General features: G+C 64.1%; 20 protein-coding genes. 5 read left to right on the top strand and 15 right to left on the bottom strand.

Annotation, left to right across the window (positions count from 1 at the left end):
- Positions 1–29 precede the first annotated feature (29 nt).
- On the bottom strand, positions 30–1505 hold the full coding sequence (locus CUR21_RS05775; RefSeq protein ID WP_100196067.1) for a multicopper oxidase family protein: 1476 nt from the start codon (positions 1503–1505) through the stop codon (positions 30–32).
- A gap of 66 nt (positions 1506–1571) precedes the next feature.
- Positions 1572–1925 carry a hypothetical protein gene (locus CUR21_RS05770; RefSeq protein WP_100196066.1) on the bottom strand — a complete coding sequence of 118 codons (354 nt, stop codon included), beginning with the start codon at positions 1923–1925 and terminating at the stop codon, positions 1572–1574.
- A 187-nt stretch (positions 1926–2112) separates the two neighbouring features.
- On the opposite strand from CUR21_RS05770, the gene CUR21_RS05765 reads away from it, so the two are divergent.
- Both CUR21_RS05765 and CUR21_RS05760 read left to right on the top strand, forming a co-directional pair.
- A complete protein-coding gene (locus CUR21_RS05765; RefSeq protein WP_100196065.1) occupies positions 2113–2724 on the top strand; it encodes a hypothetical protein in 612 nt (203 codons plus the stop codon).
- Positions 2725–2822: 98 nt separating this feature from the next.
- Positions 2823–3290: a DUF411 domain-containing protein gene (locus CUR21_RS05760; RefSeq protein ID WP_100196064.1), complete on the top strand. Its 468-nt coding sequence runs from the start codon at positions 2823–2825 to the stop codon at positions 3288–3290.
- A 62-nt stretch (positions 3291–3352) separates the two neighbouring features.
- On the opposite strand, the gene CUR21_RS05755 is transcribed toward CUR21_RS05760, so the two are convergent.
- The 10 genes from CUR21_RS05755 to CUR21_RS05705 form a co-directional block, all read right to left on the bottom strand.
- Positions 3353–4009, bottom strand: a complete 657-nt coding sequence (locus CUR21_RS05755; protein WP_100196063.1) for a hypothetical protein — start codon at positions 4007–4009, stop codon at positions 3353–3355.
- Positions 4006–4731, bottom strand: a complete 726-nt coding sequence (locus CUR21_RS05750) for a DsbA family protein (protein WP_100196062.1) — start codon at positions 4729–4731, stop codon at positions 4006–4008. Before CUR21_RS05750 ends, CUR21_RS05755 begins: the two co-directional genes overlap by 4 nt.
- 110 nt (positions 4732–4841) lie before the next feature.
- Complete coding sequence (locus tag CUR21_RS05745; protein ID WP_232622705.1) at positions 4842–5267, bottom strand: cytochrome c; 426 nt, start codon at positions 5265–5267, stop codon at positions 4842–4844.
- Positions 5268–5314: 47 nt separating this feature from the next.
- The gene (gene mrdA, locus CUR21_RS05740; RefSeq protein ID WP_100196061.1) at positions 5315–7267 is read right to left on the bottom strand and encodes a penicillin-binding protein 2; all 1953 of its coding nucleotides are present in this window, start codon (positions 7265–7267) and stop codon (positions 5315–5317) included.
- On the bottom strand, positions 7260–7943 hold the full coding sequence (locus tag CUR21_RS05735; RefSeq protein ID WP_229825818.1) for a ferric reductase-like transmembrane domain-containing protein: 684 nt from the start codon (positions 7941–7943) through the stop codon (positions 7260–7262). Before CUR21_RS05735 ends, mrdA begins: the two co-directional genes overlap by 8 nt.
- A 50-nt stretch (positions 7944–7993) precedes the next feature.
- Positions 7994–8485 carry a hypothetical protein gene (locus tag CUR21_RS05730; RefSeq protein ID WP_051294564.1) on the bottom strand — a complete coding sequence of 164 codons (492 nt, stop codon included), beginning with the start codon at positions 8483–8485 and terminating at the stop codon, positions 7994–7996.
- The gene (locus CUR21_RS05725) at positions 8475–8891 is read right to left on the bottom strand and encodes a FixH family protein (protein WP_100196060.1); all 417 of its coding nucleotides are present in this window, start codon (positions 8889–8891) and stop codon (positions 8475–8477) included. Before CUR21_RS05725 ends, CUR21_RS05730 begins: the two co-directional genes overlap by 11 nt.
- Before the next feature lies 1 nt (position 8892).
- Positions 8893–9876 (bottom strand): cytochrome c, encoded by a 984-nt coding sequence (locus tag CUR21_RS05720; protein ID WP_232622704.1) that lies wholly within the window; start codon positions 9874–9876, stop codon positions 8893–8895.
- Positions 9877–9878: 2 nt separating this feature from the next.
- On the bottom strand, positions 9879–10523 hold the full coding sequence (locus CUR21_RS05715; RefSeq protein WP_100196059.1) for a cytochrome c: 645 nt from the start codon (positions 10521–10523) through the stop codon (positions 9879–9881).
- 543 nt (positions 10524–11066) lie between these two features.
- Positions 11067–11627 (bottom strand): L,D-transpeptidase, encoded by a 561-nt coding sequence (locus tag CUR21_RS05705; protein ID WP_028030802.1) that lies wholly within the window; start codon positions 11625–11627, stop codon positions 11067–11069.
- A gap of 521 nt (positions 11628–12148) precedes the next feature.
- Between CUR21_RS05705 and CUR21_RS05700 the strand changes: the two genes are divergently transcribed.
- From CUR21_RS05700 to CUR21_RS05690, 3 genes are all read left to right on the top strand, one after another.
- Positions 12149–12712 carry a L,D-transpeptidase gene (locus CUR21_RS05700; RefSeq protein WP_100196057.1) on the top strand — a complete coding sequence of 188 codons (564 nt, stop codon included), beginning with the start codon at positions 12149–12151 and terminating at the stop codon, positions 12710–12712.
- On the top strand, positions 12709–13476 hold the full coding sequence (locus tag CUR21_RS05695) for a DsbA family protein (protein ID WP_198431626.1): 768 nt from the start codon (positions 12709–12711) through the stop codon (positions 13474–13476). The genes CUR21_RS05700 and CUR21_RS05695 overlap by 4 nt, the downstream gene beginning before the upstream one ends.
- 112 nt (positions 13477–13588) lie before the next feature.
- Positions 13589–14068, top strand: coding sequence for a hypothetical protein (locus CUR21_RS05690; RefSeq protein ID WP_051911383.1), 480 nt, complete (start codon positions 13589–13591; stop codon positions 14066–14068).
- Positions 14069–14073: 5 nt separating this feature from the next.
- On the opposite strand, the gene CUR21_RS05685 is transcribed toward CUR21_RS05690, so the two are convergent.
- The 3 genes from CUR21_RS05685 to CUR21_RS05675 all read right to left on the bottom strand — a co-directional run bounded on the left by CUR21_RS05685 (position 14074) and on the right by CUR21_RS05675 (position 16938).
- Positions 14074–16206 carry a copper-translocating P-type ATPase gene (locus CUR21_RS05685; RefSeq protein ID WP_198431625.1) on the bottom strand — a complete coding sequence of 711 codons (2133 nt, stop codon included), beginning with the start codon at positions 16204–16206 and terminating at the stop codon, positions 14074–14076.
- A gap of 80 nt (positions 16207–16286) precedes the next feature.
- Positions 16287–16712: a DUF305 domain-containing protein gene (locus tag CUR21_RS05680; protein ID WP_051911381.1), complete on the bottom strand. Its 426-nt coding sequence runs from the start codon at positions 16710–16712 to the stop codon at positions 16287–16289.
- Positions 16713–16749: 37 nt separating this feature from the next.
- Complete coding sequence (locus tag CUR21_RS05675; RefSeq protein WP_035714032.1) at positions 16750–16938, bottom strand: heavy-metal-associated domain-containing protein; 189 nt, start codon at positions 16936–16938, stop codon at positions 16750–16752.
- Positions 16939–16958 lie beyond the last annotated feature (20 nt).

The following is a 16958-nucleotide window of genomic DNA, read 5'->3' as shown; positions in this document are numbered from 1 at the left end:
CGCAGGCAGGCTGCGGGTCCGGCCGTGCGTCAGGCCGACACCGCGAACTCGGTCATCATGCCGGTCGAAAGGTGCGGCATGTGGTGGCAATGCAGCATCCACCGCGCCGCCTCGCCCGCGTCCACCGCGACCGTCACCATGCCCATCGGCGGCACATGCACGGTGTCGCGGACCGCGCCTGCGATCCGGTCCATGCCGACACCCACTACCTGGAAGGCGTGGCCGTGCAGGTGCATCGGATGCGCCATCATCGACATGTTGTGGAACATGATCTCGACTCGGTCGCCGGATTTCGCAGTCACCGGCACATGGGACCCCCAAGTCTGGCCGTTGATCGTCCAGACATAGGGCATCATGGTGCCGCCCAGCATCAGCATCGGCTGCGAGGCTGGCGCGCGTTCGGGCAGCGGGGTGACGGCGCGCAGAGCACCCTCCTGCGCCAGATCACCGCTGAAGGCCGGATGGTCGGCCTCCGACATCTCGGCGATCCTGGTCACCGCCGCGCCCGGCGTGGCAAGGATGACACCCGTCCTTTCCTTGGCACCTTCGCGCAGGGCAAGGATCGGGAAGGCCCCGCCCTCGCCCGGCACATCCAGTTCGATATCCAGCCGCTGGCCCATTGCGACGCCAAAGCGGCTGCCGGGCAAAGGCCGCACCGGCTCGCCGTCCACCGCGACCAGCCGTCCCGGCAGCGCGCCAGTGTCGATCCAAAACACGGTGGCGGCCGCAGCGTTGATGACGCGGACGAGAACGCGGCCGCCCTTGTCGATCGGAACCACTTCGGGGTCGTCCAGCGTGCGATCATTGGCAAGATAGGCGTCGAAGTTGTAGTCGTTCAGGTCCATCGCCATGCCATCCATCCCCGGCATCGCCATCATGTCCCCCTGACCCATGGCACCCATGTCCATTCCGGAATGGTCCATGCCGCCCTGCCCCATCTGGCCATGATCCATCCCGGCCATCGACGCGCCGCCGGTGATCTCGGCCAGCACCTCGGCAGGTGGCTTGAAGGAAAAGTCGTGCAGGAACAGCGTCACTTCCTTCCGGTCTGCCGCCACATCCTCGGCTCGCCGCACCACCAGAGGCGCGGCCAGCAGCATCATTTCATGCTCGGGGATATGGGCGTGCATCCAGTGTGTTCCGGGCCGTGCCGCGAAATCGTAGGCGCGGGATTCACCGGGTTGCAGCATCGGCATCGGCAGGTCGGGCACTCCATCCTGCGCGTTGTCGGGGATCTGACCATGCCAGTGAATAATCGTTGGCTCGGCCAGCGCGTTTGTCAAATCGACCGCGAACGCCTGGTCCGGATCGAGGACAAGGCCGGACCGGCCAGCGCCGTCCAGAAGCCCCCAGACGGTTGCGGCTTTGCCCCGCACGTCAATGGTGCGGGTGGCGGCGGTCAGCGACATTCGGCCGGACTGGGCCCGGACCCGTGCGGGAAGCATCAGTGAAGCGGCCGTGGCCGCAGAAGCGGCCAGAAAGCCGCGGCGAGAAAAGGGCGACATGCGAATTCTCCTGTATCGCGTCGTGAATTGGACAAGCGGTCCCCGGCGAATGCCGCAGCCGCAGGCTCAGATCACGGCGATCTTCGGAGGCGGACCTGGGGGCGGAATGGCCAGCGAGGCGGCAAGGATGTCGACACTAGCCTCCACATCGGAGGACCGCGCGACAGTTTCCGCAACCCGGTCCGGCGCAGGAAAGGTCGCTGCCGCGAACAGGCAGTGTTGCTGACAGATCAGCTGCTGCGTCAGGTCCTTCGGGCCGTCAGTCGCGGGCATGTGCGCCAGGTGGCCGGCCATCGCCATCATCTGCGCATGGTCTGCCTGAGCTTGCTGCCGTTCGCCCAGAGCCAATACGGGAAGGATTGCCGCCAGGACGTAGGCGGCGAGGATCAGGACATGCATGCGAAACGTGAGAAGCGCCATATCTGAGACATCTATCAGGATGGCCCGCTTCCGTCACCTGACAGTTTGGTGTCCCTGATCGGCCCCCCGATTTCTAAAGCTGCGGCATCAAAGCCGAGTTTCCGAATTCCCTGCCCCACTATCGCAGAGTTTACTGGAATCCGTCGCGATTGCGCAGAACCTGCGCAAAACGCGGGAGAGTGAATCGATGTGGAAACTTCTGTTCGCCATGGCGGCAATCCTTGGCCTGGCATCCTGCGGTGCCGAACCGATCTGGGCACCCGAGGAGGCCGTGGCCGCCGCCCGCTACGAGCATCCCGGCCCGACCTCGGTCACGCTCTTCACGGTCCTCTCGACACGCAGCGGAGCGGGAGCGCATGCGGGCCTGCTCATCAACGGATCGCAGCGCGTGCTGTTCGATCCGGCTGGCACCTGGCGGCATCCCCGGCTGCCCGAGCGCAACGACGTGCACTTCGGGGTCACCCCGAAGATGGTGGATTTCTACATCGACTACCATGCCCGCGAGACCTACGACGTGGTTGAACAGACTATCGAGGTATCGCCCGAGGTTGCGGCACTGATCATGCAGCGGGCAATGGCCTATGGCGCGGTGCCGAAAGCAAACTGCACCATCGCGCTGTCGCGGGTGCTGGAAGGGGTGCCCGGATTTGAAAGCCTGCCGATGACCTGGTTTCCGAAACGGATGATGGAGGGGTTTGCCGAGTTGCCGGGCGTCTCCGCACGGACGATCACCGACGACGACGCCGACGAGAACCACGGGGTTCTGCTGGTTCAAGCCGGGGACCCGCGGCTGGAGTAGCATTTCGGTGATCAGTCGCCGGGTTCATCAGACTTTGCTCGCCGATCCCCGCACTTGCAGCTATGTTTCCCGTAAAGTTCCAACGAAAGGCCGACATCATGACACTGTCCCGGCGCAAGGTTCTCGCCGCCGTTCCTTGGCTGGCCGCCATTGCGGCTACCCCAGCACTTGCCGAGGGCGACGAAGCCATCCACGTCGTCAAGGACCCCGGCTGCCCCTGCTGCAACGGGTGGATCGGACATCTGCGCGACAGCGGCTTTCGGGTATCCTTCGAGGAACGCAGCATCGAAGAGCTTGCGGCGTTCAAGCGCGAGCGTGGCATTCCGGAAGACCTCGCGTCCTGCCACACCGCCACCATCGGCGACTATACTGTCGAGGGGCACGTTCCCGCCGCCGACATCCGCCGTCTTTTGGCTGAACGACCCGTCGCCGTCGGTCTCTCCGTGCCTGGCATGCCCTACGGGTCACCCGGCATGGGACCCGAGACCGAGCGCGAAGCCTATGACGTCATCCTTGTCGGGTTCGACGGCAGCAGTAGCGTCTTCACGAGCTACCCTGCAGCCTGATCCCGCTCAGTCGTGCAAGGACTGCCCAGAACCAATGACGCCTTGCGCCATTGGTTCCCGGGTCACCAGGACAGACCGGATTCGGTTGACCTCCAGGCGTTTAGCAGTGCTTCCTTGGGTACCACACCGTCCAACGGTCTGACTGCGGCGTCGAGCCTGCGAGCCGAATGATAGGCCGTTGCCGCCATTAAGCCGGGCGTCGCGCCATAGGCGAGCCGGTAACGCGACACAAAACCGTCGGTTCCGTCTGCGCTGTCCCACCCATCCGGCAGTACGAACTGCCGCAAGACCGTGCTTGCCGAGGCATACGCGCGCGCGGCGTCGCTGGCCGCGGGTTCGGCGCCAATGACAATGACGACATCGGTCGGCTCGTCGGGCGTACCGAACAGTCCTTCGACCAGCCCCGCCGCATCTCGTGGCAGCGGCAGCAGTTGCACATCAACCCCACCGAGATGTCCGTCCGATGTTTCGTTGGCGTGCCCGTCCCGTTCGTCGGCCGCTAGGAGGAAACCGCGCACCGCTTCTGCCAGACTTGCGTCAACGTCCTCGCCGACGACCAGAAGGCCGACGGTGAATGAATGCGCCGAAGCAATCCCTGTCAAGGCGATCCACAAAGTGGCTGCCACGACGGAATGCCTGATCCGGCCCAAGACCGTCTCGGTGATCGTGAAAGGCCGCTGAAGTCGGAAACCGAAAAGACGCGTAAGACGGATACTCATTCGGCGGCCCGCGCGGCGGCTACCACCTCGGCAAGCTGAGCCTTCTCAACAAAGCCCGGAATCAGTTGATCACCCACCACGAATGACGGTGTGCCGTTGAAGCCGAGAGCCTCGGCCAGACGTAGCGACGTGGCGATATGTTCCTCGACTTCGGGCGATTGCATGTCGACCTTGAGCTGCTCGACATCGAGTCCGACCTCGCCCGCGATCCGCAGCACCGACTGCTCGTCCAACTTCGCCCGCGCACCCATCAGTGCATTGTGCAGTTCAGCATACTTGTTCTGCTTCCGTGCAGCCAAAGCGGCCCGCGCCGCGATCGCTGATCCTTCGCTGAGGATTGGCCATTCTCTCAGAACAAGACGGATGTTTCCGTCCTCGGCCAGCAGGGCGTCGATTTCAGGCATCGCGCGTTTGCAATAGGGACAGTTGTAATCGAAGAACTCCACCACCGTCACGTCGCCTTCCGGGTTGCCGAGGACCGGAGCGTTGGGGTCGCGCTCCAGCAGGGCGCGCTCGTCGGCCAGGGTCGCGGCAACGGCGGCAGCTTGGGCCTCTGCCTGGCGCGCCTCCAGCGTCTGGAGAGCCTCGAGCACAAGCTCCGGGTTCTCGCGCAAGGTTTCGGCGACCAGTTCCTTGATCCGATCTTCCGTAATCTCCTGCGCCAGGGTGAGGCCGGGAGCGAAAACGAGCGTGATAGCAAACAGGATTGACGTGACGCGCATGGGAAGAGCCTTGTGTGACGGATTAAGATTTTGAGTTTCAGGCGGTCTGCACCCTCTAGTCCCTGGAGAGGCAAGCGGGAATTGGGAGGTCGGTGGCCTTACTTGCGGCTTCAAGGCGAACCTGCTTCCATCTGGCTGCGTTCAGCCTGTGCGGCACGAATGCGGTCGGGCCAGGTCGACCGGATATAAGCGAGGACGGCCTCGATGTCGTCCTCGGTCAGCTCACCGCCAAACCCGGGCATGCCGGAGGTGAAGTCGACCCCCATATCGTCCAGCACCGCCTGCCCGCCGCGACGGATGTAGTCCCGCAGCATCGCGTCCCCATGGTGCCAGGTGTGGCCCGTCTCGTCGTGGGGCGGCGCGGGATAGGTGCCGTCCTCCCTCGCCGACTGCCAGTCCGGCTGCCCTTCCAGGTTGGCACCGTGACAGGACGCGCACTTGGCCGCGTAAATGACTCGCCCGTCTTCGATGTCGGGCGCATCATGGAAGAACGCTCGCGCGGGAACCGGCGGAAGAACTAGGGCGACTGCGGTCATGGCGACCCCAAGAAAGCTTCGGCAGGACACCCTTCTGAGACGGTGCATCATGTCCGGCTCACCGTGGCGGTGATGCCGTCCGGCGGCAGGATGCGTTCGGACAGCAGGGCGAGGTCCTCCCGTATGCGCGCCCTCTGCGATGCCGGATAGGCGTCCTCAGGCGGCAGGCCGCCATGCTGTGCAAACAGCATGATGTCGCGCGCAATTGGCGCCGCTGCCGTTGACCCGCCACCGCCGTGTTCCACCACGATCGTGACAGCAAAGCGGGGCGCGTCAAAGGGTGCAAAGGCCACGAACAGCGCGTGATCGCGCCGGTTCCACGGCAGCTCGTCCTGCGAGCGGACGCCTGCCGCCCGCTCGGCAGCGGTGATCGAGAAGACCTGGCTCGTTCCCGTCTTGCCGGCCATCGCCAATGTCGGATCGGCGATCCGCGAGGAATAGGCCGTCCCGCGCTCGTGGTTCGAGACCTCGAACATGCCCTGTCGCACAATGGCCAGTGCATCGGCCGACAGGCCGAGCGGGGCCGGAGCAGCCGTATCCTGGTCCTGCCCGGTACGCGGTCGCACCAGTCGGGGCAACACCGCGGTCCCCGAAGCCAGTCGCGCCGTCATGGTGGCAAGCTGGATCGGCGAGGCGAGCGTGAAGCCTTGCCCAATCGAGGCATTGATGGTGTCCCCGATCAGCCAGTCCTGCCCGTACCGTTCCTGCTTCCAAGCACGCGATGGATTGTTGCCGTGCGCCATGCCGGACAGCGGAAGGTCGTACTTCTGGCCAAGCCCCAGCCGGTCGTTCATCGCGAAGATGCCGTCAATGCCGATGCGCTGCGCGACCTCGTAGAAGTAGACGTCGCAAGACTCGCGCAGCGCGCCGACCATGTTCACTCGGCCATGACCACCGCGCTTCCAGCAGTGGAACCTTCGGCCGGAGATCTCGACATAGCCATTGCAGGCGACAGTCTCTTCCGGGTCCATCAGCCCGGTTTCCAGCGCGGCCAGCGCATTCGACATCTTGATCGTCGATCCAGGTGGATACGCGCCCTGCACCGACTTATCGGCGAGCGGCCGATACTCGCTGTCTCGGAGCGCATTGTAGTCTCGGCTGGAAATCCCACGCACGAAAAGGTTCGGATCAAACGAGGGGGCGGACGTGCAGCCGAGCAGATCGCCGTTCGTCACATCCATCACGATCGCGGCCGCGCTTTGGCCTTCCAGCCGGACGCGCATGAAGTTCTGCAAGTGGTGGTCGAGCGTGATCTGCATGTCCGGGCCCGGGGTGGCCGGATCGAGAGCGAGTTCGCGCATTGTGCGGCCGGACACGTTGACCTCGACGCGGCGCGTGCCTGGCAAGCCGCGCAAGGTGCGTTCGTGGCTTCGTTCAACTCCTGTCTTGCCGAATTCAAAATCGGGCAGGCGGAGCAACGGCTCATTGTCAGCCGCTTCGTTTTCCAGATCGCTGTCGCTGACTGGCCCGACATAACCGACCTGATGCGCGAAATCCGGCCCGAAAGGATAGACGCGCGACAGGACCATCTCGGGCTGCACACCGGGAAGGACAGGTGAGTTCAGTGCCACGATCGACAATTCTTCCCACGTGACGCGGTCTTTCACCGTTACCGGCACGAAGGCTCGAACACGGTCGATCTGCGCCTTGACCTTGGAGACAGTCTCTGCGTCCAGGCCGAGCAGCACCTGCAGCTTTTCCAGAACGTCGTCGACATCGCGGGCTTCTTCCTTCACCAGCGTGATGCGATATGCCTGCTCATTGTCCGCAACGATTTTTCCAGCCCGATCAAGGATGCGCCCCCTGTCCGGTCGCACCAGCCGCAGGCTGATCCGGTTTTCCTCGGCCAGCAGGTAGTATTGCTCGGCATCACGGACGCTCAGTTGCCACATCCGGACACCAAGGACGCCCACCACTGACGTCATCGCACTACCAACGATCAGTGCCCGGCGGGTTGTCTTTTTCGCCGCCTGCACGAGGTCACGTTCCGATCTACGCATGGCTTCCCTGCTCTCTTTGCGGCTCAAGAGCAGCCTTGGCGCGAATCGTACGCAGGTAGGCCCCGGTGCGGAGCCCAAGGACGATCACAACCAGCCCGACGAACCAGTACTGCAGGGGGTTCGGCTCTGGTGTCGCCCGGTGGAAGCTCAGGAAATGCATGAACAGGAAATAGGCAACATGGACCACGGTCAGCCACCACATCGGCAGAACACCCATCTGCAGGAACTTCCATCCCGAGACGCCAAGACGGCGCATCGCGAAATCGCTGGAGGTTGCCGCCAGCAGTGCCGCGAGGACCAGCGCAGCGATGCCGATGGCATTGGCGAGACCGAAGCCATGCTGGTACATGACATAGGCCAGAAGTTCGGGATGCCATTCGAACCCTAAGAGCCGCATCAGATCCCATTGGACCCAGCCGACGAGGATGATTGATGCATGCACAAGTACTAGAAGGCAGCCGTAAATGCCCATCTCTCGGCGGAAGGGCAGAAGCGGAACCGCCACCCGCAGGAAGCGTGTCAGCGGCCCTAAACCCATCGACAGGGCAATCAAGACGAGCGAGGCATCACCGAACGCGCGGTTCCAGCGGTGCATCGGGCTCCATTCCGCATGAACCGAAGCAAAGCCGATCAAGAGACCCGTCGCGACCATGGCCACAAGCGCGTGTCGGACCATCACCTTCCGCACAAGTCGGCGCATCCCAGAAAGCGAACCTGTTGAAGTATTCACTTTAGCCCTCCCATGGGAGGATTTTCGCTGCTGACGACGACGGCGGCACCTGCCCTGTCATCGCGAAACGCACGCCACGTCCTGAGCGCCGCCATGCTCATGATGATGACCCCGGCCGCGGCGAGCCAGGGCCTTACCGGGTCGAACCAAGCAAGCAACGCCGGTCCGCCGAAGATCAGCATCAGGATCTTGTTGCAGGTCGGACAGGCAATCCCGAGGAAACTCGCAAGACCGCCTGCCCCGGACGTCCGCAGTCTGCATCTGGGAACCCAGAGCGCGACTGTCACTCCAGCCAAGAGTGCCGTCAGGACGGTGGCCCCGAACTCCCACGGGCCGACCGGGGTCATGCGGACAAAGAGGGGGTTCGCCCACACTGCGGTCACCGTCCCGAGGACGGCGAACAGCGCGACACCGACGGCGGTGCCGCGAAGCCCCCTGCGCAGGGTGTCGTCCTGCTTTGCCTGTTGTGTCGCTCCGTCACTGTGCATCAAATTCAACCTCTGCACGATCCTCGCCAAAGCCAACACTGACCACCCAACGTCCAGCCATTGGCAACTTGAGATTTGCTCGCCAGACCCCGGCCTCGACTAACTGAAGCGGCGGATCAAAGCCGTCCATATGCATCTCCAACATCGCGAAGTTCACGTCCGGCCTCATGGCAGCAGATTCGATGGCATCGGCATCCGGTGTGAACTGGATCTCGAGGCGGACATCCCGGTTTCCGAGCGCATAGACCTGGACGTCGATCCGACCATCCGGAAGGACTTCCGACACTTCGGCTGTCGGCACGCTCTGATCCGCAACGGTGTCTCGCAGATCGAGTGTGCGCACCGTTGCCCAGATGAACGCGGCAACAAGGGCAAAGACGCACAGAGCAAGCGCCACTGCGAGCACTCTAGTTCTCATTGCCCATCTCCATTTGCGAGTGGTCCATCCCCGCCATCGGGGTCTCCGTGGCAGGAGGCGCGGGTTCCGGGATGTCCCCGCTGCCGTCGGGGTCGAGCAGGTAGGTCGCGATTGCCTCGCGGTCGGCGTCGGTGAGGTACGAGGTGCCCTCAGCCACGACCTCGGCCATGCTGCCGCCGAAAGCATCCCCATTGGGCAGCAGCCCCGACTGGAGCGCATAGGCGAGGTTCGCGACCGTCCAGCCGCCTTCTAGAAGGTCGGCTGTCAGGATCGACGGTGCCTTGCTGCCGCCGGGAAGGCTGTCGTTTCCGGCGAACCGGGCGGAGTCGTCCAAGCCGCCCGCAAGCGTTCGGCCGGTATGACAGGCCGCGCAATGCGCCGCCCCTTCGACCAGCAAACGCCCGCGGTTCCATGGCGATGATGTGCCCATCAGCGCATCCGTCTTCGGCGCGTCGAGGTAGGCGGCGCGCCAGAGCTTCAGGCCCGAGCGGAAATTGAACGGAAACCCGACATCATGCGCCGGGGCAGCATCCGCAACCGGCGGAACGGTGCGGAACGCTTCCCACAGGTCGGCGATCTCCTGATCCGTGAAGCCTGCATAGAAAGAATATGTGAACACCGGATAGTAGGGGTCGCCCTCCGGAGAGACTCCCTGGCGAACAGCCTTGGCGAAATCCTGAATGGTCCATGCACCGATCCCCGCAGCGGTGTGCGGGGTGATGTTCGGGGGCACGAAAGTGCCAAAGGGTGTGTCGAGCGGGGCACCTCCAGCGAGCGCCAGCCCCTTGGCGGTCGCGTTGGTGTGACAGGACACGCAACCGCTGGCGCGGGCTAAATAGGCGCCGCGTTCCGCGTCCCCCGGCGGGAATGCGGCGGGCTCTGGTGCGCCGATGGGCCATAGCACCAGGACACCGGCCCCGAGGCTCGCCGCCACGGTGGGGAAGATGACGGACGTGCGGATCAGACCCCGCATGGTCAGTTCCGGCCCGCACGGAACTGCGAATGGCAAGACGAGCAGGTTCCACTGATCCTGGTGAAAAGATCGTCCGCCGCGAGCGTCGTCAGATCAAACTCGAGCGTCGCTGGGTTCGATGTGCCGCGCGTGACCTGAAGCTCTGGGATCCTCTCGCCATACCCCATCAACTCTGCCACCGTGAAGCCCTTCTTGACTTCCGGAGCCGGGGTCATCGTCATTGCCGAATGATCCATCCCGGCCATATCGTCGGCGGGTGGAAGCGCCGGTTCCAGCCCGTTCGGAGCCGCCACGGCGAGAGCGTCGGCGTAGGTCTTCAATTCCTCGGCAAGCGCTGCGAAGTCCTGCCAGTCGGACCAGATTTCCGGCTTGGCATAGGTCACCCCTTCGAGGCTGCCTTCCGGGAACAGCGACAGCATCGTCTCGCCCGCGTGACCAGCGATGACGCTCGCACCCTCCGACACGATAAATGTGTCGTAGGGGATCGTGCCTTGCATCATCGGCGCCAGCTCCGCCACCGTGTCCCGCATCGCCGTCATACCGTTCATCCGTTCCAGGACGACACCCGTCGCCCCGTTATGTGCCAGCGCCACTGCCGCAACTGCGGAAGCGGCAAGCGCCAAAGCGCCTGTCCATTGTGGTTTCATCTGCCTGACTGCCCTTGGTTTCTTGTTGTTGACCGATCCCGCGTCCCGCCTCCGGCGGGTCGCGCGGCTTGCGCAACTGTCTGGTGTCAGGCTGACAGAGATTGAACTGTCGACAGAGCTGCGGAGAGCCTATCGAACCGTCAGACGCACGTCCGGCCTGACTGTCAGATCCGGGTTCGGGGGGGAGGCAGGGTCACAGACGGGCCGCCGAAGCGGCGTTGCGACTGCTTCGGGTCCGGTCGCAGAGTGATCACGATTGAAAGGGACAGTGCTGTGACCGGCCCCTCGGACACGACGAAAACAGTGCAGGCGAGGCCTGGGTGGCATGCAGGTGCCGGCGTGGTCTCTTGCCCTAAGTTACTCGCGATCTCGATTGACGTCTCGGGATGATGATCCTCGACAGGGCCCGCCTCTGCGGTCTGTCCCAGGATCAGGCCAAGCGCCAGGACCAGGGACAACAGCCACATCGACACCAACCGCAAGAACCTGTGCGAAAACAGGTTCTTGAGTGGGTTCGGTGAGGTCGACGAAGGTTTCATCTTGCTAGATCAGCTTCACTTGCGTCCCGACCGGCGTCCGGTCGAAAACTTCCTCGATATGTTCGTTGTAGAGCCCGATGCAGCCGTTCGACGAGCGGCGACCGATCTTGCGCGTGTCGTGTGTACCATGGATGCGGTAGTATTGCCACGACAGGTAAAGGGCGCGGGTGCCGAGCGGGTTGGTCGGGTCGCCGCCAGGCACGAAGGCCGGCCATTCCGGGTTCCTTTCCCGCATCGACGGTGTCGGGGCCCAACTCGGGTTCACCCGTTTCTCGACGACCTCGGTATAGCCCCGGCGGGTCAGCTCGTCCGACAGCGGGACCGAGGTCGGGTAGAGGTACATTTGACCGTCGCTCGTCCAGTGCTGGAGGACCTTGGCCGTCGTGTCAGAGATGATGATCCCGACGCCCAGAGCATCGAAGTGATCCTGCCACTCGTGGGTGCGAAAAGCCGAGATGTTGTTACGGACCGGGCCAGGCGTGTCTTCCGACGCGCTGGCGGCGCGACCGGTCACGAAAGGCGCGGCAAGTGCTCCGGCAACAAAAAGCCGTCGAGTGAATCGCATGTTCTGCTCCTTTTTGAGCAAGGTTTGCTTCCTTCCAACGTGGGAAGGTCAAACGGCTTTGCATCGCGGCCGGGTCACAAACAGGTGAATGCGTTGCGTTTTCGCCAATCCTGGAAGGAATTTGGTGCTTCACCTAGATGTGATCAGTCGGCACTTAGGTGAGAGGGTGTATGCTCCAACCATGCGATTGATTACCGCCCTTCTGTGCAGCTTCTTCCTGCTCGCCATCCTTTTCGGACTGGCGCATTCAGAACGATCGCCGAACGGAGCGCATGCTGACACACTTCACGCCCAGCCCCTGATACAGGATGCGCTCTGCGGCGAGGGGTCAGGACACGGGACGTGTCATCTTGTTTTCCCCGGCGAGCCATTGCTTGTCACTCTGATGGCGGTGGCCGGATCGTCGCATTTCGAGATCACGCCGGTCATGGGCTCCAGCCGCAGTTTGGACCCCCATACCCCTCCGCCGCGACGCGTCTCCTGAACGAACCCGATCCTTCTCGTTCCTCTCAGGAGACAGCATGATTTCCCGACGCTTCCTCATTGGCGGGGCCGCACTTGCAGCGCTGTCCTCGCCCACCATCCTTCGGGCCCATACCCAAGAACCGTTCGTGCTGGCCGACGAGTTCCAGCCGCGTGAGGTGCGTGTCCGCGAGCAGCACGCGCCCGGACAGATCCTCGTGTTCCCGCGAAGCTTCTTCCTCTACCATGTCTTCGACACCGAGCGTGCGATCCGCTACGGCGTCGGTGTCGGTAAGGCCGGACTTGCCTTCAGGGGGTCCGCGATCATCGAGCGCAAGGCAGAATGGCCTGCTTGGCGTCCGACGAACGACATGATCCGCCGCAATCCTGACCGTTATGCCCAGTTCGCCGATGGTGTCCCAGGCGGGCCGAACAACCCCCTTGGGGCGCGCGCGCTCTACCTTTACCGGGAAGGGCGCGATACCTACTACCGTATCCATGGCACGACCGAGCCGTGGTCCATCGGCCAGTCCGTGTCGAACGGTTGTATCCGGATGCTAAACGAGCATGTGATCCAGCTCTACGAACAGGTGCCGGTTGGAACACCGGTGACTGTGGTGTGAACGTGAGACGCCGCGACTTTCTTGTCTTCGGCGGGATCGTTGCCCTGATCTATGGTCTGCGTGCCCTTCCCTGGGACCGGCTCCCGGGCCGAGGGCCGCGCTATGCCGACATTGCGGATCTGCCGCCGTTTCGCCGCCATGAAGGGAGTGGCCAAACGTCCGGAGCAACGCCGGCATTCATTGGCCTCGATCCGCCGTCAGAAGATGCAGACCAGCGCCTCGCGCGTGCTGAAGTTGTGCGTGTCGACCCCTGCCCTGCCCTCTTTGGCACCGACGGGACACCGGGAGTCGTGCCGATTGCCTATTTCAGCGAGTTCCGCTGCCCCTACTGCCGGGTGCTGGAGCGGGACCTCGACACATTGCTGGCCGAATTTCCTGCCTCCTTCCGCCTTGTCCAACATGAACTCCCCATCTTCGGACCTCCCTCCGAGCTTGCCGCGCGCGCTTCGGTCGCGGCTGCACGGCAAGGCAAGCAGCAGGAGCTTCGCCGCCGCTTCATGCGAACACCGCTCGTGGCCGAGGAGGCCTCAGTCCTGCGCGTGGCGGCCGACGTCGGTCTCGACGCCGACCGGCTGGCCCGCGACATGACATCCCCGGAAGTGCAGGCAGACCTCGACCGGACGCGGGCACTTGCCGACATATTCGGGTTTGTCGGCACTCCGGGCTTGGTGGTGGGACGGACCGTCCTGAACGGCGCGATCCCCTATGCGCTGCTGCGCCGGATTGCAGAGGACGAAGCATCCATGCCGGACCCGGTCTGCTGAGGTCATGAACACGCCGTCGCACATGCTGATCGGGGCTGCCGTCTGCACGCGGCCACTAGCACCGGCAACCTTGATCGCAGCGCTCGCAGGAGGGCTAGCCCCGGACCTGCCGATGTTTGCGATGGTGCTCTGGGCGACCCGGGTTGTTGGCGTGCCAGAACATGAGGTCTTCAGCACGCTTTTCTTCTCAGAGACCTGGCAGTCGGTCTTTGCGATTGACCACAGCTTCTTTTTCTGGGGAGGGCTGCTCGGGTTGGCTGTCTGGCGCAGACAGATCATCCTGCGCGCCTTTGCGGGTGCCGGTCTCCTGCATGCCCTTGCGGATTTCCTGACCCATCACGATGACGCCCGCCGCCAATTCTGGCCCGTCTCGGACTGGGTGTTCCGCAGTCCGGTCAGCTATTGGGACGCGCGGTTCTACGGCAATGTTTTCGGGTTGTTCGAGGTCGCCTTGGTCGTGACGCTGGCCGCCTTCCTGTGTTGGCGGCTGGCGCGATGGCGGGAGCGTCTGCTGGTCCTTGTCGTCGCCGCGCCGGTCCTGCTTCCAGTTCTGATGACCGGCAGCCTGCATGGGCTGCATGGTATGGGATAAGCGCGTCAGCCCTGGTAGCGCCGCAAAAGCTGGGCGTTGATCGCGACGATGATGGTCGAGGCCGACATGAACACCGCCCCGACTGCCGGGGTCATCATGAACCCGGTCCCGAAGGTGATCCCCGCCGCCATCGGGATGGCAAAGGCGTTGTATCCCGTGGCCCAGATCAGGTTCTGCACCATTTTGGAATAGGTTGCGCGCGACAGGCCGAGGATTGCCTCGACATCGCGCGGGTCGGAGCGGACGAGCACGACGTCGGCCGATTCCACCGCCACATCCGTGCCTGCGCCGATGGCGATGCCGAGATCAGCCTCGACCAGCGCCGGGGCGTCGTTGACCCCGTCGCCGACCATCGCGACCTTCAACCCGCGCGCCCGCAGTTCCCGCACCTTGGCCGCCTTCTGGTCCGGCAGCACCTGGGCGAAGTATTCGTCGAGGCCCAGCTCCTTTGCGACCGACTTTGCAACACCCTCGGCATCGCCCGTCATCATGATCGACTGCACACCGCGGGCCCTGAGCCGGGCAACCACGTCGCGCGATTCCGCCCGAACGATGTCCGCCAGCGCGAAAAGCGCATGCGGCTTGCCGTCCTTGACCAGAACGACCACCGTCTTGCCTGCCTCTTCCAATGCCGCAAGGCGCGGATCAGTGACGGGCGTGTTCTGTCGGCGCAGGTGGCCGGGGCTGACGATGGCCACCTCCTGCCCGTCCACCCTCGCGGTCACGCCCGCGCCGGTGATGCTCTGCAACCCCTCCGGTGCCGGGAAGGCGATTCCCTTGCCCGTTGCAGCCGCCACGATCCCCTGCGCAATCGGATGCTGCGACTGGCTTTCGACCGAGGCTGCCATGCGCAGCGCCGCAGCCTCGTCGCCACCCTCAAGCATGACGATATCGCTGACGCCGAACCGCCCCTCGGTCAGTGTACCTGTCTTGTCGAACACCACAGCGTTCAGGTCGCGCGCCCGCTCAAAGGCTGCGCGGTCGCGGATCAGGAGGCCGTTTTTGGCCGCCAGCGACGTCGAGACTGCCACCACCAGCGGCACGGCAAGGCCAAGCGCGTGGGGGCAGGCAATGACCATCACCGTCACCATCCGCTCCAGTGCGAAGGTGACGCTTTCGCCCGCCCAGATCCACCAGACGAACGAACCCAGGCCGACGGTGATGGCGACCCAGGTCAGAACTGTGGCCGCGCGGGTGGCAAGGTCCTGGGTGCGCGACCGGCTGTTCTGCGCGGCCTTTACCATGGCGATGACCTGCGAAAGGTAGGTCGCCTCCCCAGTTGCCTTGACCTCGATGGTGACCGCGCCCTCGCCGTTGACCGCCCCGCCGATAACGGTCTCGCCGGCCGTGCGCGTCACGGGCTTCGACTCGCCCGTCAGCATCGCCTCATTGAACGACGAGACGCCGTCGGTGATCACGCCGTCCACTGGCACCTTCGCGCCCGGGCGGATCACCACCCGGTCGCCGGCGATCAGCGCCGCCACCGCCACCTCCTCGGTGCCGCCATCGGCCGTCACCCGCAGCGCGGTGTCGGGCAAGAGGCGCACCAGTTCCTCCAGCGCCCGCGATGCACCGAGAACCGACCGCATTTCCAGCCAGTGACCCAGCAACATGATGGTCACCAGCGTGGCGAGTTCCCAGTAGAACGGTTCGCCCCCCGGAAGGCCAAGGGTGACGGCGGCGGAGTAAAAATAGGCGGTGGAAATCGCCAGCGCGACCAGCGTCATCATCCCCGGACGGCCGCTGCGAACTTCGGGAAGCGCGCCGGTCAGGAAGGGCCAGCCGCCCCAGAAATAAATGATCGAGGACAGGGCCAGGGCCACCCATTCCTCGGCGGCGAACAGCGGGGCCATCCCTTGCCCAAGGAAATCGCGCACCATTGGCGACAGGACCAGGACCGGGATGGTAAGGACGAGGCAGACCCAGAACCGGCGGCGGAAATCGGCCACCATGTCGCCGTGGCCTGCGTCGGCACCACCGCCCTGCGGCGCATGCCCCATCGCAGCATGATCGACGGATTTCGCGCCAAGGCCCATCGCAGCGTGATCAATTGAGGACTTTGCACCATGCCCCATTGCGGCATGGTCCATTCCGGCCATCGGCGGCGGGGTGTCCGGTTGCTGCGCGTTGTTGGTCATGGAACCGAACTCCCTGCGTCCCGGATTTGCAGGGGGCGCGGCCAATCCCGACCGCGCCGCCCAAGGTCATCATCCCGGGCTTACATGCCCTTGGAGGCGAGAAACGCCTTGAGCGTGGCGATCTCGGATTCCTGCGCAGCGATGATCGCCTCGGCCAGTTCGCGCATCCCGGGATCCGTGCCAAATTCAAGCTGGATCTTCGCCATATCGATGGCCGCTTGGTGGTGCGGGATCATGCCCGCGGCGAAATCGACATCCACGTCACCCGTATAGGGCACCATCATGTCCGCCATCATCTTGTCCATCGCGGCCGCATAGGCCACGGTTGCCGGATCATTGGCCAGTTCCGGCGGGATCAGCGTGGCATGGCTCATCATCGCCATGCCATCGCCCCCCATGTTCATGCCCGAGTGGTCCATCCCGGCCATGCCGTCCGACTGGGCATACACGTAAGTTCCGCCTGCCACCATCGCGGCGAGAACAGCACCGATTGCGATCTTCTTCATGGTCGTTTCCTTTTCTCTGTTGTGGAAAGTCTGTGCTTCAGGCGGGCGCGTAGCCGACCTCGGTCAGCGCCGCTGTCAGCCGCTCACGGGGGGCCACAGACTTGACGTCGACCTTGTGGGTTCCGGGGTCCGCGCTGACCTCCGCCGCCGGATCAACCGACTGGATGGCCTTCGTCACGCTGCGCACGCAGCCGCCGCAGGTCATGTTCTCGATATGGAACTGCATGAGTGCCTCCTTCAGCGTTT

Source organism: Pseudorhodobacter sp. MZDSW-24AT (genome assembly GCF_002794355.1).
In the GTDB taxonomy this organism is placed as follows: domain Bacteria; phylum Pseudomonadota; class Alphaproteobacteria; order Rhodobacterales; family Rhodobacteraceae; genus Pseudotabrizicola.
This window is presented reverse-complemented; position numbering and strand designations above follow the sequence as displayed.

What these genes read in the sequence shown, in the direction of transcription:
- CUR21_RS05690 (WP_051911383.1), top strand. Translation starts at nt 13,589, where the DNA reads ATGTTTGCGATGGTGCTCTGGGCGACCCGGGTTGTTGGCGTGCCAGAA.
- CUR21_RS05745 (WP_232622705.1), bottom strand. Translation starts at nt 5,267, where the DNA reads ATGACCGCAGTCGCCCTAGTTCTTCCGCCGGTTCCCGCGCGAGCGTTC.
- CUR21_RS05760 (WP_100196064.1), top strand. Translation starts at nt 2,823, where the DNA reads ATGACACTGTCCCGGCGCAAGGTTCTCGCCGCCGTTCCTTGGCTGGCC.
- CUR21_RS05685 (WP_198431625.1), bottom strand. Translation starts at nt 16,206, where the DNA reads ATGACCAACAACGCGCAGCAACCGGACACCCCGCCGCCGATGGCCGGA.
- CUR21_RS05755 (WP_100196063.1), bottom strand. Translation starts at nt 4,009, where the DNA reads ATGAGTATCCGTCTTACGCGTCTTTTCGGTTTCCGACTTCAGCGGCCT.
- CUR21_RS05680 (WP_051911381.1), bottom strand. Translation starts at nt 16,712, where the DNA reads ATGAAGAAGATCGCAATCGGTGCTGTTCTCGCCGCGATGGTGGCAGGC.
- CUR21_RS05765 (WP_100196065.1), top strand. Translation starts at nt 2,113, where the DNA reads ATGTGGAAACTTCTGTTCGCCATGGCGGCAATCCTTGGCCTGGCATCC.
- CUR21_RS05705 (WP_028030802.1), bottom strand. Translation starts at nt 11,627, where the DNA reads ATGCGATTCACTCGACGGCTTTTTGTTGCCGGAGCACTTGCCGCGCCT.
- CUR21_RS05675 (WP_035714032.1), bottom strand. Translation starts at nt 16,938, where the DNA reads ATGCAGTTCCATATCGAGAACATGACCTGCGGCGGCTGCGTGCGCAGC.
- mrdA (WP_100196061.1), bottom strand. Translation starts at nt 7,267, where the DNA reads ATGCGTAGATCGGAACGTGACCTCGTGCAGGCGGCGAAAAAGACAACC.
- CUR21_RS05750 (WP_100196062.1), bottom strand. Translation starts at nt 4,731, where the DNA reads ATGCGCGTCACGTCAATCCTGTTTGCTATCACGCTCGTTTTCGCTCCC.
- CUR21_RS05730 (WP_051294564.1), bottom strand. Translation starts at nt 8,485, where the DNA reads ATGCACAGTGACGGAGCGACACAACAGGCAAAGCAGGACGACACCCTG.
- CUR21_RS05770 (WP_100196066.1), bottom strand. Translation starts at nt 1,925, where the DNA reads ATGGCGCTTCTCACGTTTCGCATGCATGTCCTGATCCTCGCCGCCTAC.
- CUR21_RS05720 (WP_232622704.1), bottom strand. Translation starts at nt 9,876, where the DNA reads ATGCGGGGTCTGATCCGCACGTCCGTCATCTTCCCCACCGTGGCGGCG.
- CUR21_RS05775 (WP_100196067.1), bottom strand. Translation starts at nt 1,505, where the DNA reads ATGTCGCCCTTTTCTCGCCGCGGCTTTCTGGCCGCTTCTGCGGCCACG.
- CUR21_RS05715 (WP_100196059.1), bottom strand. Translation starts at nt 10,523, where the DNA reads ATGAAACCACAATGGACAGGCGCTTTGGCGCTTGCCGCTTCCGCAGTT.
- CUR21_RS05700 (WP_100196057.1), top strand. Translation starts at nt 12,149, where the DNA reads ATGATTTCCCGACGCTTCCTCATTGGCGGGGCCGCACTTGCAGCGCTG.
- CUR21_RS05735 (WP_229825818.1), bottom strand. Translation starts at nt 7,943, where the DNA reads ATGGTCCGACACGCGCTTGTGGCCATGGTCGCGACGGGTCTCTTGATC.